Consider the following 14,525-nt stretch of genomic DNA (forward strand, 5'->3'; position numbering starts at 1 on the left):
TGTCGCGTTGCAACGCTGACAAGCCGCTTTTTCTTTTTGGCGTTACGTCCGTACAATTTGCACCATATTGGCGCACATTTGCACCATTATCATCGATATTAATATCTGAAAAGGCGCGCGCTTACCAGACTCAAGCGTATGCCCTCGCTTGCAAAGCTGCTGCAGAGCATTACACTCGCAAGCTTCGCCAACGCAACGAAAGTGATGCATGAAGCGACTTGCCTTCCTCCTCGCCGCCTCGACCCTGCTGATGGCCCTGCAGGGCTGCGCCTGCGCGCCCGGCTTCGTCGGCCTGGACAGCCGCTGCCAGTTCAAGAACGTTCCCAGCGGACAGCCATGAATGAAGAAAAGCGCCAGACTGGCTCCTCATGGAGCCGGCCATGGCGCTTTACATGCGTAATTCCAGGTTAATCACAGCCCCGCTTTAGGCGGGAGTCTGCCTGTTTATTCTCGTCGGCCAGTGCAGCGGCAGTGTTCACTCCGCTGAGGGCAGCTGTCCCAGCCACTCCCGCAAATCGTGCATGGCCTGCTCACGGAGTCCGGCTTCCTCGTTGAAGATCTCATGGTAGGCCGAGGCATACCAGTGCAGCCTCTTGTGCGGTCCCGGCAAGGCTTCGAAAAAAGCCTGGCTGCCGCGCGGCGCCACGAAGGCATCCTCACCCGCCACCTGCAGCAGCACCGGCCGGGTGAATTGCCCGGCATCGCGGGCTGCCTGGTGCATGGCGTCCAGCATGAAGTTGAGCATGCGCGGCGCGATCTTGCCGTGGTTCAGCGGATCCTCCCGATAGGCCCGCACCTGATGCGGATCATGCGAGATGCGCTGCGCCGGCAAGGCCGTCGGCAGCGCCAGACCGGGGGCGATGGCCGAGGAAACCTTCAGCAGCAGCCGCTGCCAGCCTGACAGATCCAGCGCCAGTGCCGGCGAAGACAAGGCCAGGGCGCGCACCGGACTGAAGCCGCCGGTAGCGAACCGCGCCGCCACCAGTCCGCCCATGCTATGGCCGAACAGCAGCGGCGTGCACTGGGTGCGGCGGCTGAAATCATCGAAGCTCTGTTTCAGGTCGCGCAACAGGTCGTCCGACTCGATCAGGCTGCCCTGCCGCCCGCCGGAATTGCCGTGGCCGCGATGGTCGCAGATGCGTACCGACATCCCGGCCTCGTTGAACAGCTGCGCCAGCGCCCCATAGCGCCCGCCATGCTCGCCCAGGCCGTGCACCATCTGCACGGCGGCGGTGGCGCCGGGCAGCAGCCAGTCGCGGCAAAAGAGGCGGGTGCCGTCGGCGGCGTCGATCCAGTGTTCCTGCACGACAATAGGGTGGCTCATGGTCTCTCGCTGGTGGAAGGGGTCGGGTTGCGGTCAACGCGCCGGGCGCGCCAGCCCTTGCGCAAGCGGCGGCTCTGGCGCAGCGCGAGGTGCAGCGATGCGGCCCAGGAAAGCGGACGCGGATGCACCACCGCCCGCAGCGCACGCGCGTAATCCAGCACCATGCCGGGGGTCCAGGCCATGGTCACGGCGCGTTTGCGGATCTGGCTGGCGACCCAGATCTCGGGGGTGAACATCATCCTTACCGCATTGAACCAATGCCGGTCCCGCCCGCCGATGACACCCTCCAGCGCCGCCTCCAGCGCATGCGCTACGGTGCTCGAACAGTTGCGGTAGGTCAGGTTGTAGATGGCGCTCTGGCGGTAATGCTGCCAGAAGCGGTCCAGCGAGGCCCGACGATAGTCGCGGAAGACGATCTTCTCGGTCGATTCGCACCAGGCGGCGGCCTCGCTGCGGTAATCCGTCAGGTAACGGCCTTTGACGTCATTGTCGGCGGTGGCGCGCAAAAGGCGGGCGAACTGATCCGGCGAGCGGTCAATTTCCTCGGCGGGGTACAGGCTGATGTACAGATCGGGCAGGATCTCCAGCGCCGCATGTCCGGTCGAGATGACGCCGTGGATGTCGACGGCGGCAATGTAGCGGTCGATCACCGGCTGCCGCCGCGCCGGCCCCCTGGCGCTGCCGGTGGGAGTCCACACATGCACCGTCATGGGCGGCAGCGGCCCGGCTGCTGGCGCTGCCGGGGCCGGAGCCGGACCATGCAACAGCGTCTGCAGGTCGGCGGCACCATCATGCAGGCCGGCATCGAAGGGCCGCTGGTGGCTGCCGTTGCGTTCGGCCAGCACGTCGGCCGCCGCCTGCTGTGGCAGCACGCGGCTGCGCAGGGCCAGCCAGATCATGTTCCAGCCGCCGAAAATCAGGCCCAGCGCCAGGCAATACGGCACGGTGCCCTTGTAATGGGTGGGATAGGGCTGGAAGAAGATGATCGCCAGCACGATCTGCACGATGCCGCCGAACATGGCCATGCGCCAGCGCGGGAAGCGCACCACCAGCGCCGAGGTGATCTGCAGCGCGCCCCCGATGGTGAAGGCGATGCCAAAAAGCATGGCCAGCGCCATGTTGCTGGCCTGGTGCTGGGTGATGACCAGCACCGCAATGAGCAGGAACAGCCCGCCCTTGGCCTGGCGCAGCGTCTTCTGCGCGCCCATGCCGCTGTGGGCCACCCACAGCGTGACCAGGCTTTCCAGCAAGAGCAGGTAGCCGAACAGGGCCAGCGGAAAATTGAGCACGCCGTCGAGCGCATCGATCATCAGCGACACGCCGATAGTGCCCCAAGCCAGGCCGGCGACGGCGAGGGCGTGCCAGTTGCGGCGGATGAAATCGGCGCCCAGCAATAACAAGACGAGTCGTATCACGGCATTCCCTGGGGCCTGCGCCCTTCCCTTTGCGATCCCGCATTCTCGGGGATTCGCTGCGGCGAGGCAAATCAGCATACTGCAAGGCTGGATCAAGCGCACGCAATCGCGCACAATGCCGGGCTGTCTTCCCTTGCTGCCGCCTCATGTTCATGTCCATGTCCTTGCCGGTCCTGATCTCTGCCCTTGCCAGCAGCCTCTTGCTGCCGCCCGTCTCGCCCGTGCTGCTGTGCCTGGCCGGAGGGTGGCTGCGCCGTCGTGCACCGCGCGCCGGGCTGGCCTTGATGCTGCTGGGGGTGGCGATGCTGCTGGTACTGAGTACGCGCATCGGGGCACTCTGGGTGATCCGGCCGCTGGAAGCGCAATACCCCGCCCTGACCAGCCCCGGCCATGCCCAGGCCATCGTCATCCTGGGCTCCGGCCGCGTGGACGAGGCCCCGGAATACGGCGGCAGCGACGATTCCACGGCCATCGGCATGAAGCGACTGCAATACGGCGCCTACCTGGCGCGCCAGACCGGCCTGCCGGTCCTGGTGACCGGCGGTAACCCCGACGGTTCGCCGGAAAGCGAAGCCGCACTGATGGCGCGCGTCTTGCAACGCGATTTCAACGTGCCGGTGCGCTGGCAGGAAACCCGCGCCGACACCACCGCCCAGAACGCCCTCTATTCGGCCGCCATGCTCAAGGCCGATGGCATCGAGCGCATCCTGCTGGTCACCGACAGCATCCACATGGCGCGTGCCATGCGCGTGTTCACGCAGACCGGCCTGCAGGTGCAGGCCGCCCCCACCCTGTTCCTAGGCAACGCGCGTGCGCGCGTGACCGATCTCCTGCCGCGCGCCGGCAATCTGGAACTGGCCAGTTATGCCCTGCGGGAGTGGATCGGACAGATGTGGTATCGCGCCCGCGCTGCCCTGGGTCGCTGAAAGCGTGCAGCGCCGCCCAGGGCAAGCGCAAAAATGAGCACACTTGCCCCTCCTGTTCAGGCATTCATCCGGGCAACTCGGCAGTAAAGTGAGAAAGTCGCGAGTATTTCGCCTGCGAAACCCGCGACCGACACGTTTGACTTCGAAACAACAATGCTCACAGAAGGCGATGCGTCCAGCCAGCACGGCAAGGCGCAATCGCCCCGGCGCAACGACGCCAACGGGCACTCTGACAAAATTGGGAGATCTCCTCATGGGCCAGTTGTCCTTCAGCAAAAAGCTGTGGCTGCCACTCGTACTTAGCCTTATTGCACTGCTGGCTATTTCCGTCTTCAGCGCCTTCATGGTGCGCAACGTGCGTCTGGAAGAGCGCAAGAACGACCTCAGCAACATCGGCCAGACCGCGCTGTCCATGGTCAAGGCCTACGGCACGCTGGCCGACAGCGGCGCCCTCACCAAGGAAGAAGCGCAAAAGCGTGCCAAGGCCGCCATCAAAAGCCTGCGTTACGGCGCCGATGGCTACTTCTCGATTTCCACCTCGGCCCAGATCATCGTCATGCACCCGATCAAGACCGAACTCGATGGCAAAGACCTGACCAACTTCAAGGACCCGGCCGGCACCAACCTGTTCGTCGAGATCACCAAGGCCGGCAGCCAGCCCGGCGGCGGCTTCGTCAACTACCTGTGGCCCAAGGTCGGCGCCGACAAGCCGGTACCCAAGACCTCCTTCGTGATCGCCTACCAGCCCTGGGACTGGAACCTGACCACCGGCGCGTACATGGATGACATCAACGCCGCCTTCATGCGCACCCTCACCCAGATGGCGATCCTCTTCGCCGTGGTGGCCGCCGCCCTGGTGGCGCTGGTGATCGTGATCAACCGCGGCATCCTGCGCACCGTCGGCGGCGATCCGGCCAAGGCCGCCGAGGTCGCCAACCGGATCGCCCAGGGGGACCTCACGCCCAACATCGAGACCGCACCGGGCGACCGCAGCAGCCTACTCTATGCGGTGCGCAGCATGCGCGATTCGCTGTTGGGCACCATCGCCAACATCAAGACCTCGGCCGACACCATTGCCACGGCCAGCCACGAAATCGCCAGCGGCAACCTCGACCTGTCGCACCGCACCGAGCAGCAGGCCGGCTCCATCGAGGAAACCGCGTCGGCCATGGAAGAACTGACCGCCACCGTCAAGCAGAACGCCGACAATGCCCGCCAGGCCAACCAGCTGGCCGAATCGGCCTCCGAAGTGGCGATCCAGGGCGGCAGCGTGGTGGGCCAGGTGGTGCAGACCATGGAAGGCATTACCGACAGTTCGCGCAAGATTGCCGACATCATCGGCGTGATCGATGGCATTGCCTTCCAGACCAACATCCTGGCGCTGAATGCGGCGGTGGAAGCCGCCCGTGCCGGCGAGCAGGGCCGCGGCTTTGCGGTGGTGGCCTCGGAAGTGCGCTCGCTGGCCCAGCGCTCGGCCTCGGCGGCCAAGGAGATCAAGGCGCTCATCGATGACTCGGTGGCCAAGGTCGATACCGGCAGCAAGCTGGTCGAACAGGCCGGCGCCACCATGACCGAAGTGGTGGCCAGCGTGCGCCGCGTCACCGATATCGTCGGCGAGATCAGCTCGGCCAGCCAGGAACAGAGCGCCGGCATCGCCGAAGTCGGACGCGCCATCACGCAGATGGACGAGGGAACGCAGCAGAACGCCGCGCTGGTGGAACAAGCCGCTGCCGCCGCGCAATCGCTGCAGGATCAGGCCGCGACGCTGGCCGGTCTGGTCGGGCGTTTCCAGATCGATGGCAGCCAGGCACATGCGGCGCAAGCAGTACCGGCCGCGACCGTCACTGCAGCTGCGGCCAGGCCGGCAGCAGCGCCGGTATCGTCCGCAGCGGCCACCCGCAAGCCGGCCACCCGCGCAGCCATCGCTGCGCCAAAGGCCGCGCCCGCCAAACCGGCTGCGACCCCGAAGGCCGACAAGACCGACAAGGCCGAGGACGCCAAGCCGACAGGCAAACCGGCCTCGCGCCTGCCCGCGGGGGAAGATGACGGCGATTGGGAGACGTTCTGATCGCCCTTCGCCGTCCATCCGGCCGCTGACCAGCGACGCCCGCCTTGCGCGGGCGTTTTTCGTTGGTGCTTACCAGCGCAGCAGGCGCGTCCCCAGCAGCGAGCCCGCTCCTGCCGGAATGAGCATGCCGAGCAGGTACCACACGCCCCAGAACGGCACCCCCATCTCCGGGCAATGCAGGCAATACACCATGGTCGCGGTCGCCCCGGCCAGCAGCCCCGCGACCGCACCGGTGAGGCGCAGCCGCGTCGGCGCCATCGCGCGCACGGCCCAGAAAATGCCGATGAACAGCGGAACGGACAGAAGCGCGATATTGAAGGGGCAGCTTCGCCAGCTGATGCCCATGAGCAGCGGCAGGCGCTGGGCCACCGGCGCACTGAGCAGCACCAGCGCACCACCGGCCCAGACTGCCAGGCCGGGCAAGGCAATGCCAGCCCAGCGCGCGCCCACGCGCAGCCCCGGACGTACCAGACGCCGCAGCACCAGCATGGCGCCCACGGCCAACGTCGTCGGCAAGGCCAGCTTGATCCAGAACAGCGGCACCCCCAGCATCACGGTCAGGTCGGGGCGCAGTCCGTAGATCGCCAGCATCAGCAGCAGCGAACCCAGGCCGCCCAGCAGCAGTGCCTGGGCCATCTGCCTGAACGGCATGCGACGGTCCACCGGCGCCACGCCGCTGGCCATCATGGAAATGAGGTCGTCAGTCTTCATGCTTGCAATTTCTCCCGGATCTTCAGGGCCAGGGCCTTGAGGCCGCGATGGATACCCACTTTGACGGCCGATTCCGACATCCCTGTCAGTTGCGCCGTCTCGGCCACCGACAGGCCCTCCAGCTTCACATGCAGGATCGGCAGTCGCTGCCTGTCGGGCAACTCCTCCAGCAGGGCAGCGACGTCGCGCCGGGCCTGTGCCGGTTCGTCGTCGCAGGTGGCCAGCAGGTCGTGCTCTTCTTCCAGCGGATCGTGGAAGGCTTCACGGCGCGAACGGGCGCGCAGGAAATCCATCAGCTTGTAGCGGGCGATGGCGTGTACCCAGGCCGTCAAGGGCTGCTCAGGGCGATAGGTATGGCGCGCGTTGTGGATGGCCAGCAGGGTTTCCTGCACCACGTCCTCGACGTCATCCTGCAGATGGACGAGGCGCTTGCGCAGGAAGGCGCGCAGTCGGCCGCTCAACTCGGCCAGGAAATGGCGATAGGCCACGGCATCGCCGTCAAGACCGGCCAGCAGCAGCGTGCGCAGGCGTTCCTCGGCAGGATGCGACGGTTTGCCCGGACGGCCCGCCACATCGTCCGGCAAGGCCGGACCGCCAGTGGCCAACAGGAAAGGACTTTCAGTCATGGCATTGCCGCCAGATCACCAACGAAGCAGCCACGGGCCGCAGCAGGCACCCGCCGCCGTCGGCAGCGCCACCCCCAGTACATACCAGACGCCCCAGAACGGCGGCGCCATCTCCACGCAATAAAGTGAATAGACTAGCACGCCCTGCGCCCCCGCCACCAAGCCGGCCACCGCGCCCGCCGCGCGCAGCCGGGTAGGCGCCAGCCCGCGCAGGAACCACAGCATGGTCGCCAGGGTGGGCAGCGACAGCAAGGCCACATTGGCCGAACAGACCTTCCAGCTGCTGCCCAGCAGCAGGTCCAGCCGCTGCGAGGGCGGTGCCAGCGCCAGCCAGCTGCCACCGGCCAGCCACAGCAGGGCCGGTGGCAACAACAGCCCGGCTGCCGGTGCCAGACCGATGCGCATGCCCGGCAGTGCCAGGCGGGAGGCGGCCAGTTGTCCGGCCATCAGGGCAGCCAGCGGGAAGGAGACCTTCATCCAGAACAGCGGCTGCTGCAACAATGCGCGCAGGTCGCTGCGAACCCCATAGAGAATGGCCAGCAACAGCGCTGCGCCCATCAGGCCGAAAGCCAGCGTAATCGCCATGCGCGCAGCCACATTGCGCACCAGGGTGCGCTGGCCGGGGCCGGCGGGTCCACCGGTCCCGGTGGCCAGCATGTTGACCAATTCCATCGTTTTCATTCACATCCCCTGTGGGGCCCCTGCGGGCGGACTGCGCAACGGCGCGCTCTCCTGTGTATTCGTTCACAAAAGCGTTTTGGTTACAGCAGTCGCAAAAAATATTCCTTCAGAAAATCTTCGATGCGCTGTAACCGGCCAGCCCCGGCCTGCGAATTAACCATCAGATCGGCCGCCTGGATGCAGTACACGGGCTGGCGCCGGTCAGTGTCATCTTCCACATCACTTTTTAGGAGCACACCATGAACCACCGCCTCGTCGCCACCGCCGCCCTGACCCTCGCCACCCTCGCTTCGGGCGTGGCCACGGCACAAGACAAGCAACCGATGAACAAGACCGCCGTCGAGAAGTGCTATGGCGTCTCCATGGCCGGGCAGAACGACTGCAAGGCCGGCGAAGGCACCACCTGCGCGGGCACGGCCAAGATGGATTACCAGGGCAACGCCTGGAAGAACGTGCCGGCCGGTACCTGCACCTCCATCAAGACCCCACGCGGCATGGGTTCGCTCAAGCCACTCTGAGCCAACGGGAATCCGTCGCCATGACAGCGCACCTCCTCACCGCCGGCCTGGGCCTGAAGCCCCAGCATTTCGATGCGGCGCTGGCCTGCCCCGCCCCCGGCCTGTGGTTCGAAGTCCATCCGGAGAACTACCTGATGGATGGCGGCCCCCGACTGGCCTGGCTGCACGCCATCCGGGAGCAGCATCCGGTGGCCTTGCACGGGGTGTCGCTGTCACTGGCCGGTCCCGACGCGCCCGATCCCGCTCACCTGCGCCAGCTGGCGCAGCTGGCCGGGCGCATCGAACCGGTGCTGATCTCCGAACACCTGGCCTGGTCGCGCGCGGGCGGGCATTACCTGCCCGACCTGCTGCCAGTGCCGCGTACCGCCGCGACTCTGGCGCGCCTGAACGCCAACATCAGCCGGACCCAGGAGGTCCTCAAGCGCCGCATCGCGCTGGAAAATCCTTCCCACTATCTGCGCATGGACCAGCACAGCTGGAGCGAGCCGGAATTCCTGCAGGAGCTGGTGCGCCGCACCGGCTGCGGCTTGCTGGTGGACGTCAACAATGTGTACGTGAGTGCCTGCAACCTGGGCATCGATGGGCGCCAGTATCTGGATCAGTTGCCGGTCGACGACATTCTCGAAATCCACCTGGCCGGCCACAGCGCCGACGCCAGTCTGCCCGGCCTGCTGGTCGATTCGCATGATGCCCCGATTGCCGCCCCGGTCTGGGCGCTGTACCAGCATCTGCTGGCGCGCATCGGTGCCCGCCCCACGCTGATCGAACGCGACGGCAACGTCCCCGCCTTCGACGAGCTGCTGACCGAGCGCGAGCAGGCCTGCGCCTTGCTGCAACCGCTGATGGCTGCACAAGAGGAGCAAGCCGCATGAACGCCGCCGATACCCGCTATTACGACGCCTTCCTGCAGGCCCTCCTCAACGGCCGCAGCGATGATCCGGAGGTGGACGCGCTGCTGGCCCAACCGGCCTTTGCGGTCTATCGCAATACCGTCTTCAAGGGCTGCGTCGATGCGCTGCTGGCCAACTATCCTGCCGTACATCGTCTGGTAGGCAACGCCTGGATGGCATCGGCCGCACTGGAATTTGCGCGTCTGCACTTGCCGCGCCAGGCCAGCCTGATCGCTTATGGCGAGGGCTTTGCCGGATTTCTCGGCACACTGGATGCCGCGCGCGAACTCCCCTACCTGCCCGGCATCGCCGCGCTGGATCGCTGCTGGACCGAATCGCACCTGGCAGCCGACCAGCCCCTGCTGGACGTATCGGCCCTGCACGCCGCGCTGGCAGCCGGCCATGACGTGACCCTGGTCCCGCATGCCGCCAGCCGCTGGCATCACGACCCGCTGCATCCGGTCTACACCATCTGGGACGCCAACCGCAGCGAGGATGGCCATACCGAACTGAGCCCCGAATGGCAGGGCGAAGGCGCCCTGCTCACCCGCCCCCACGCCCAGGTGCAATGGCAAGCGCTGAGCCAGGGAGGCTGCCGCTTTCTGGATGCCTGCCGCGCTGGCTGCAGCATTGCCAGTGCAGCCGGCCAGGCACTGGCGCATGAACCCGGCCTGGATATCGGCGCCATGCTGGGCCAGCTGGTCCAGGCCGACGCCTTCACCTCGTTTCACTGAACGGAGAACCCCATGAACCAGCCAGTCACCCTTAACGCCACCGAGCAGACGCGCACTTCGCTCTGGTCGCGCGCTGCCGACCTCGCCACCCGCCTCATCAGCGGTAACTTGCTGGCCCTGGTGGCGCGCGTGGCGATCGCCTCGATCTTCTTTCTCTCCGGCCGCACCAAGGTCACCGGCTTGCTGGACATCAAGGACAGCACCTACGTCCTGTTCCAGGAGGAATATCGCCTGCCGCTGATACCGCCCGAACTGGCGGCGCACCTGGCCACCTATGCCGAGCACTTCTTCCCGCTGTTGCTCATCCTGGGCCTGTTCACCCGTGGCGCGGCGCTGGCGCTGCTGGGCATGACGGCGGTCATCGAAATCTTCGTCTATCCCGATGCCTGGCCCACCCATCTGTCCTGGGCCGGCCTGCTGCTGTTGCTGGTCGCACGCGGCGGCGGTGCGTGGTCGCTGGACCGGCGCTTCAGTCTGCGCTGAACGAGGCAAAGATGACTCGCCCGCAGACCGGCATCCTGGCTGACATCATCGAAGAAAGCTTCACATCGGCCTTCAACCACCACGCGGCGGGCCGTCTCAGCACGCGCACTACAGCACGCTGGCGCAAGCGGACGTGGTGGAATGGATGACGGCGCATCCGGCCCGTTATGGTCTGATCGCCGCCTGCGACGTGCTGATCTATTGCGGGCAGCTGGCGCCCTTTTTTGCCTCCGCCCAGCTGGCTCTGCAAGACAAAGGCCATCTGGTCTTCACGGTTGAGCTGGCCGGGGAGGAAACTGCAGCGCCCTACTATCTGCATGCCAGCGGCCGCTTCCGCCACCAGCGCAGCTATGTCGAGCACTGCCTGCAGGCAGTGGGCATGCAGGTTTTGCTGATGCGGGAGGAAAGCCTGCGCGTAGAGATGCAACAGGCCGTGCCGGGACTGGTCGTGCTGGCGCGGCGCTGAAGCACCGAGGTATTGCCTGAGATCACCTTGTGGTCCGCGTTTCCCGCCGCTTTCGTGCGAGAAATCAGGTACCGGCAGCAAATGCCGCCCTGATGAACCAACGGAACCAGCGCTTGGCCTCAATCCTGCATCGGATTAACGCAAGCCCTGCAGCTTTGACATGCCAGGACGGCAACGCAGTAGCCGCGGCATGTCCCCAGCGCAACATGGCGGAAAGAACTTTCACTTTTTGTCGCACTTTTCGACCAAGGTACAGTCGTACCGGCATTCGGCATGGCTTAGAATAAGCCGAAGCTCACGACGTAATCGATCGATACGTACCGGCCTGCAGTGCGATGAATCCCCGCTCTTCGTTGTCCTGCCCAGGCGCCCACGGTGCGACATCTGCAAAGGAAGGCGTAATGACGCAACCCAAAAATATCTCGGCCCTGATGTGTGAGCTCAGCGTGGCGCTGGCGGAATTGTCGGAGAAGATGAGCAATCTTTCGGTCACACTGGAAAATTCCTTCCTCGAATCCGATGCCCCCGAAACGGCCGCCCTCATGGAAGCCGCCCGGGAAACCATCGACAAGGCCCGCGGCAGCTGAGTCCTGGCTGAGCTTCAGCCTGATCCTCTCACTCTCATCCCCACTCAATCTCACCTCATCCGGCAGCCGGATTCCCTCCGGCCTGCCGCCCCCGCAAAACACGTCCGGCACCTCGCAAGTCTCCCTTCGCTCTGCCCGACTCCGCTCAAAAGTCGTACTTCAGCTCGGCAAACACCGTGCGCTGCGGGAAGGGGTGGTACAGGAAGTAATCCCGGTTGGTCAGGTTGTCCACGCCCAGCGCGCCGCTCCAGTGCTGGTCGATGCGATAGCGCACGCGCGCATCGAAGACGGTGTAGCCATCGAAGCCGGTGTAGGTGTGGGTATTGACGTCGGTATTGTCGACGGTGGCATAGACACGGCCGCTGTAGCGGCCTGCCAGCGTATAGGTCCAGCGGTCATCGGGCTTGTAGCTGGCCACCAGCGTGGCGCGCCACTCGGGCACATAGGGCGTGCGCTTGCCCACCGAGGTGGCGCCGGCAGTGGTGGCGACGTAGCCGTTGTTCTGCAGGATGCGCGCATCCACCCAGGTCACGCTGCCGTTGAGCGAGAAGCCGCGCAGCAACAGATCATTGCGCTCGAAGGCCGCCTCGATGCCGCGCTGGCGCGTGCGGTCGACGTTCTGCGTGTAGGACGCGACCCCACTTCCAATGATCGACGTCTGCGAGATCAGCGCATCGGCAACCCGCTCTTCAAAGAGCGACACACGCCACTTGCCCTGCCCTTCGCGCAACTGCTTTTCGATGGCCAGTTCGGTGGACCAGACCTTCTCGGGCTTGAGATTCGGATTGGCCTGCAGATACACGCCATTGACCAGCACGTTCTGGTAAAGCTCACCCACGGTCGGGAAGCGCAGCGCGCGGCCGGTCGAGAGCGTGGCCATCCAGTCGTCGGTCAGCGCCCAGGCCAGTGATGCCTTGGGCGAGAGACCACTGTGGCTGATCTCGGGCTGGCTCACTGCAAAGGCGGTGCTGCCCGAGGTCGAGTAATTGCTGCCATCGAAAGCGCGCCACCATTCGTAACGCGCGCCCAGCGTGGCCTTGAGCGAAGGCGAGAGACGCCACACATCCTGCGCCCACAGCGCCGAGGTCTCGGTCTTGCCGCGCGAGTCGGAGGACAACGTGCCGTTGCCGCCACTGATCCAGTTGCTGGTCGTCCAGGTCGGCGTGGCCAGCGTGTAGCGGTCCAGATGCGCGCCGAAGCTGACGACCTGGGCACTGCCCTGCGCACGCCAGATGCCCTTGGCATCGAGCGTGCTCCAGCCGGTGCCGCTGGCGTCGGCAATGGTGCCGGCGCCGCCACTCTGCCCGGCCGGGAAGGCCGCAGTGGAGGTGCGGGTCAGGTCGCGCGAGGCCGACAAGGTGGAGGCCGCCAGTTGCCAGTCCCATTGCCCCTCGGTCTTGCTGCGCAATTCCAGCGACTGCATCCATTGCTGCTGGTCCACGTCATTGCTCGAAAAACCGCTGGTGTAGACCGTCGCGCCCCTGGCGTTCTTCAGGAAGCTCTGCGGACTGGCATTGGCCTGGTTCTGCCAGAAGCCCAGCGTGTAGGTGGCCGTGAGCGCCGGGGTGAAGTCGTAGGAAACCTTCAGCCGCGCCGTATCCTGCACCGTATGCGTGAGATTGCCGGCCCCCAGCACGTAGAGATTCTTGCCGCTGCGGTCCTGCGCCAGCACGGCGCCGGTGGTGCCGGCGGGAATGGCCGAAGCGGTGATGTAGGTCACCGGCTGCGAATAGCTGTCCAGGTGATTGACCGAGAAGCGCCACGCCAGCGCACCGCTGCGGTCGCCCAGGCTGGCATTGACTTCCTGCGCGCGGTACGTGCCGGAAGCACCATACTGGCTGAAATCCTGCTGCGCGTATTGGGCCTTGATGCTGGCTTCGAACTGCTGCGGCATGCGTGTGGTGATCTCGGTGACGGCACCATAGGAGTTGCCCGGATACTCGGCCGCGAAAGGTCCGTACATCACGTCGATACGCTCGATCTCTTCCGGCGCCACCATGAACCAGCGCGGCGAGCCATTGCCGTTGTTGTTGTTCACCAGCGCCGAGAGCAGGATGCCATCGACGTAGACCAGGCTGCGTGCACTGGCGTTGACGCCCGTGGTGCGGGTGGCCAGCGGTGACTGGGTATCGCCGATGTAGCGCTTGCGCACCGAGAGACTGGGCAGGTACTTGAGCGCATCCGAACTGTCGGTGACGTTGATGCTGTCGGCAGCGGCGTCGGCGGTGACGCTGGCACTGGTCTGCGGCAGTTGCTTGCGTTCGGCCACCGAGCCAGTGCTGCGCACTTCGATGGCCGGCAGGGCCGCTACATCGCTGCTGCCGGTAGCGGGACCGGATTGCTGCGCCCACGTGCTGCCGCTCCACGCGCAGAGCACGGCCAGGAGCATGGGTGAAGGATTGCGCCGGGCGGGATGGCATAAAGAGGATGGCGACGGCAGCTTCATGGCGAGGGTGTCCTGTTTTTTCTTGGCGTTGTGAAGGAAAGCGCGCGCAGCCGCACCCGCGACCGCCGTGACGTTCGCACTCCCCTTTTTTGGTCGGCGCAATCTATCACGCAGCCTGTGCGATGCGGTTGCGCCACCCTGCTGCTGGCGGACAGGCGGACCTGACGGGTGGAGAAAAAAGCCTTTTGGCACAAGCAGTTAGCGCTACCAGCCGACAAAAAAAATGGGCTGCGACATATTGCCGCAGCCCGTAAATACAACAGAGAGGAGATGAGATTGGACCCGATTTCCGTGCTGTCCCCCTTAATCCAAATCAAACGCGCTGCGCGCATCGGCCCGCATTTACCCTTGCACAAAACACCTGGCCAGGCGATCACAATCCGCTGGCGCAAGGGCGGCGCACGCGCAATCGCCCTTCCCGCGCCCTGGCATGGCGGCGTCTCTTTACAACGCCAGCCCCCTTGGCCCCTGTCCGATCACCGCACAACAAGGTATGATCGCTACCCGCCCGAACGGCGCCCGGCCAGTGCGAGCCGTTTAACGCATGCAGCCAGCCAGAGACGCTGCACTCCCGTGCCGTATCAGCACCCTCAGCACCCTCTGCATCCTTAGCACCATTGGCATCCTCAGCATCATCCGCTTCACCCGCA

The 14,525-nt window shown here is 65.4% G+C and carries 16 protein-coding genes; 10 read left to right on the top strand and 6 right to left on the bottom strand.

Translation table 11 applies throughout. The annotated features are described in order from the left end of the window. The first annotated feature begins 208 nt into the window (after nt 1–208). A complete protein-coding gene (locus AACH55_RS16820; protein ID WP_338715807.1) occupies nt 209–340 on the top strand; it encodes a hypothetical protein in 132 nt (43 codons plus the stop codon). 135 nt (nt 341–475) lie between these two features. Here AACH55_RS16820 and AACH55_RS16825 read toward each other — a convergent pair whose 3' ends face one another. Then, nucleotides 476–1,324, bottom strand: a complete 849-nt coding sequence (locus AACH55_RS16825; protein WP_338715808.1) for a lysophospholipase — start codon at nt 1,322–1,324, stop codon at nt 476–478. Beyond that, nucleotides 1,321–2,739 carry an MFS transporter gene (locus AACH55_RS16830; protein WP_338715809.1) on the bottom strand — a complete coding sequence of 473 codons (1,419 nt, stop codon included), beginning with the start codon at nt 2,737–2,739 and terminating at the stop codon, nt 1,321–1,323. Before AACH55_RS16830 ends, AACH55_RS16825 begins: the two co-directional genes overlap by 4 nt. Before the next feature lie 158 nt (nt 2,740–2,897). On the opposite strand from AACH55_RS16830, the gene AACH55_RS16835 reads away from it, so the two are divergent. Beyond that, a complete protein-coding gene (locus tag AACH55_RS16835; protein WP_338715810.1) occupies nt 2,898–3,665 on the top strand; it encodes a YdcF family protein in 768 nt (255 codons plus the stop codon). A gap of 253 nt (nt 3,666–3,918) precedes the next feature. Further along, nucleotides 3,919–5,733, top strand: coding sequence for a methyl-accepting chemotaxis protein (locus AACH55_RS16840; protein WP_338715811.1), 1,815 nt, complete (start codon nt 3,919–3,921; stop codon nt 5,731–5,733). Between the two features lie 69 nt (nt 5,734–5,802). Here the strand turns inward: AACH55_RS16840 and AACH55_RS16845 are convergent, their stop codons facing one another. From AACH55_RS16845 to AACH55_RS16855, 3 genes are read right to left on the bottom strand one after another with little or no spacing between them, the layout of a single operon-like run. Beyond that, nucleotides 5,803–6,444 (bottom strand): DUF1109 domain-containing protein, encoded by a 642-nt coding sequence (locus tag AACH55_RS16845; protein WP_338715812.1) that lies wholly within the window; start codon nt 6,442–6,444, stop codon nt 5,803–5,805. Continuing rightward, nucleotides 6,441–7,070, bottom strand: coding sequence for a sigma-70 family RNA polymerase sigma factor (locus tag AACH55_RS16850; protein ID WP_338715813.1), 630 nt, complete (start codon nt 7,068–7,070; stop codon nt 6,441–6,443). Before AACH55_RS16850 ends, AACH55_RS16845 begins: the two co-directional genes overlap by 4 nt. 15 nt (nt 7,071–7,085) lie before the next feature. Beyond that, nucleotides 7,086–7,742, bottom strand: coding sequence for a DUF1109 domain-containing protein (locus tag AACH55_RS16855; RefSeq protein ID WP_338720326.1), 657 nt, complete (start codon nt 7,740–7,742; stop codon nt 7,086–7,088). Nucleotides 7,743–7,990: 248 nt separating this feature from the next. Here AACH55_RS16855 and AACH55_RS16860 point away from each other — a divergent pair, with 248 nt between their 5' ends. The 7 genes from AACH55_RS16860 to AACH55_RS16890 all read left to right on the top strand — a co-directional run bounded on the left by AACH55_RS16860 (nt 7,991) and on the right by AACH55_RS16890 (nt 11,429). Then, nucleotides 7,991–8,269 (top strand): DUF2282 domain-containing protein, encoded by a 279-nt coding sequence (locus tag AACH55_RS16860; RefSeq protein WP_338715814.1) that lies wholly within the window; start codon nt 7,991–7,993, stop codon nt 8,267–8,269. Nucleotides 8,270–8,289: 20 nt separating this feature from the next. Beyond that, nucleotides 8,290–9,141 (top strand): DUF692 domain-containing protein, encoded by an 852-nt coding sequence (locus tag AACH55_RS16865; protein ID WP_338715815.1) that lies wholly within the window; start codon nt 8,290–8,292, stop codon nt 9,139–9,141. Next, nucleotides 9,138–9,893, top strand: a complete 756-nt coding sequence (locus AACH55_RS16870) for a DNA-binding domain-containing protein (protein ID WP_338715816.1) — start codon at nt 9,138–9,140, stop codon at nt 9,891–9,893. The genes AACH55_RS16865 and AACH55_RS16870 overlap by 4 nt, the downstream gene beginning before the upstream one ends. 12 nt (nt 9,894–9,905) lie before the next feature. After that, nucleotides 9,906–10,376, top strand: a complete 471-nt coding sequence (locus AACH55_RS16875; RefSeq protein ID WP_338715817.1) for a DoxX family protein — start codon at nt 9,906–9,908, stop codon at nt 10,374–10,376. Nucleotides 10,377–10,387: 11 nt separating this feature from the next. Beyond that, nucleotides 10,388–10,525 (top strand): hypothetical protein, encoded by a 138-nt coding sequence (locus tag AACH55_RS16880; protein WP_338715818.1) that lies wholly within the window; start codon nt 10,388–10,390, stop codon nt 10,523–10,525. Then, nucleotides 10,522–10,842, top strand: a complete 321-nt coding sequence (locus AACH55_RS16885; RefSeq protein ID WP_338715819.1) for a hypothetical protein — start codon at nt 10,522–10,524, stop codon at nt 10,840–10,842. The genes AACH55_RS16880 and AACH55_RS16885 overlap by 4 nt, the downstream gene beginning before the upstream one ends. A 401-nt stretch (nt 10,843–11,243) precedes the next feature. Beyond that, nucleotides 11,244–11,429: a hypothetical protein gene (locus tag AACH55_RS16890; protein ID WP_338715820.1), complete on the top strand. Its 186-nt coding sequence runs from the start codon at nt 11,244–11,246 to the stop codon at nt 11,427–11,429. A gap of 145 nt (nt 11,430–11,574) precedes the next feature. Here the strand turns inward: AACH55_RS16890 and AACH55_RS16895 are convergent, their stop codons facing one another. Further along, nucleotides 11,575–13,875 (bottom strand): TonB-dependent receptor, encoded by a 2,301-nt coding sequence (locus AACH55_RS16895; RefSeq protein ID WP_338715821.1) that lies wholly within the window; start codon nt 13,873–13,875, stop codon nt 11,575–11,577. Nucleotides 13,876–14,525: the final 650 nt, after the last annotated feature.

The sequence above is a fragment of the Herbaspirillum sp. DW155 genome (assembly GCF_037076565.1).
In the GTDB taxonomy this organism is placed as follows: Bacteria; Pseudomonadota; Gammaproteobacteria; order Burkholderiales; family Burkholderiaceae_D; genus Herbaspirillum.

What these genes read in the sequence shown, in the direction of transcription:
- AACH55_RS16840 (WP_338715811.1), top strand. Translation starts at nt 3,919, where the DNA reads ATGGGCCAGTTGTCCTTCAGCAAAAAGCTGTGGCTGCCACTCGTACTT.
- AACH55_RS16845 (WP_338715812.1), bottom strand. Translation starts at nt 6,444, where the DNA reads ATGAAGACTGACGACCTCATTTCCATGATGGCCAGCGGCGTGGCGCCG.
- AACH55_RS16850 (WP_338715813.1), bottom strand. Translation starts at nt 7,070, where the DNA reads ATGACTGAAAGTCCTTTCCTGTTGGCCACTGGCGGTCCGGCCTTGCCG.
- AACH55_RS16880 (WP_338715818.1), top strand. Translation starts at nt 10,388, where the DNA reads ATGACTCGCCCGCAGACCGGCATCCTGGCTGACATCATCGAAGAAAGC.
- AACH55_RS16885 (WP_338715819.1), top strand. Translation starts at nt 10,522, where the DNA reads ATGACGGCGCATCCGGCCCGTTATGGTCTGATCGCCGCCTGCGACGTG.
- AACH55_RS16860 (WP_338715814.1), top strand. Translation starts at nt 7,991, where the DNA reads ATGAACCACCGCCTCGTCGCCACCGCCGCCCTGACCCTCGCCACCCTC.
- AACH55_RS16870 (WP_338715816.1), top strand. Translation starts at nt 9,138, where the DNA reads ATGAACGCCGCCGATACCCGCTATTACGACGCCTTCCTGCAGGCCCTC.
- AACH55_RS16875 (WP_338715817.1), top strand. Translation starts at nt 9,906, where the DNA reads ATGAACCAGCCAGTCACCCTTAACGCCACCGAGCAGACGCGCACTTCG.
- AACH55_RS16865 (WP_338715815.1), top strand. Translation starts at nt 8,290, where the DNA reads ATGACAGCGCACCTCCTCACCGCCGGCCTGGGCCTGAAGCCCCAGCAT.
- AACH55_RS16890 (WP_338715820.1), top strand. Translation starts at nt 11,244, where the DNA reads ATGACGCAACCCAAAAATATCTCGGCCCTGATGTGTGAGCTCAGCGTG.
- AACH55_RS16895 (WP_338715821.1), bottom strand. Translation starts at nt 13,875, where the DNA reads ATGAAGCTGCCGTCGCCATCCTCTTTATGCCATCCCGCCCGGCGCAAT.
- AACH55_RS16820 (WP_338715807.1), top strand. Translation starts at nt 209, where the DNA reads ATGAAGCGACTTGCCTTCCTCCTCGCCGCCTCGACCCTGCTGATGGCC.
- AACH55_RS16835 (WP_338715810.1), top strand. Translation starts at nt 2,898, where the DNA reads ATGTCCTTGCCGGTCCTGATCTCTGCCCTTGCCAGCAGCCTCTTGCTG.
- AACH55_RS16855 (WP_338720326.1), bottom strand. Translation starts at nt 7,742, where the DNA reads ATGGAATTGGTCAACATGCTGGCCACCGGGACCGGTGGACCCGCCGGC.
- AACH55_RS16825 (WP_338715808.1), bottom strand. Translation starts at nt 1,324, where the DNA reads ATGAGCCACCCTATTGTCGTGCAGGAACACTGGATCGACGCCGCCGAC.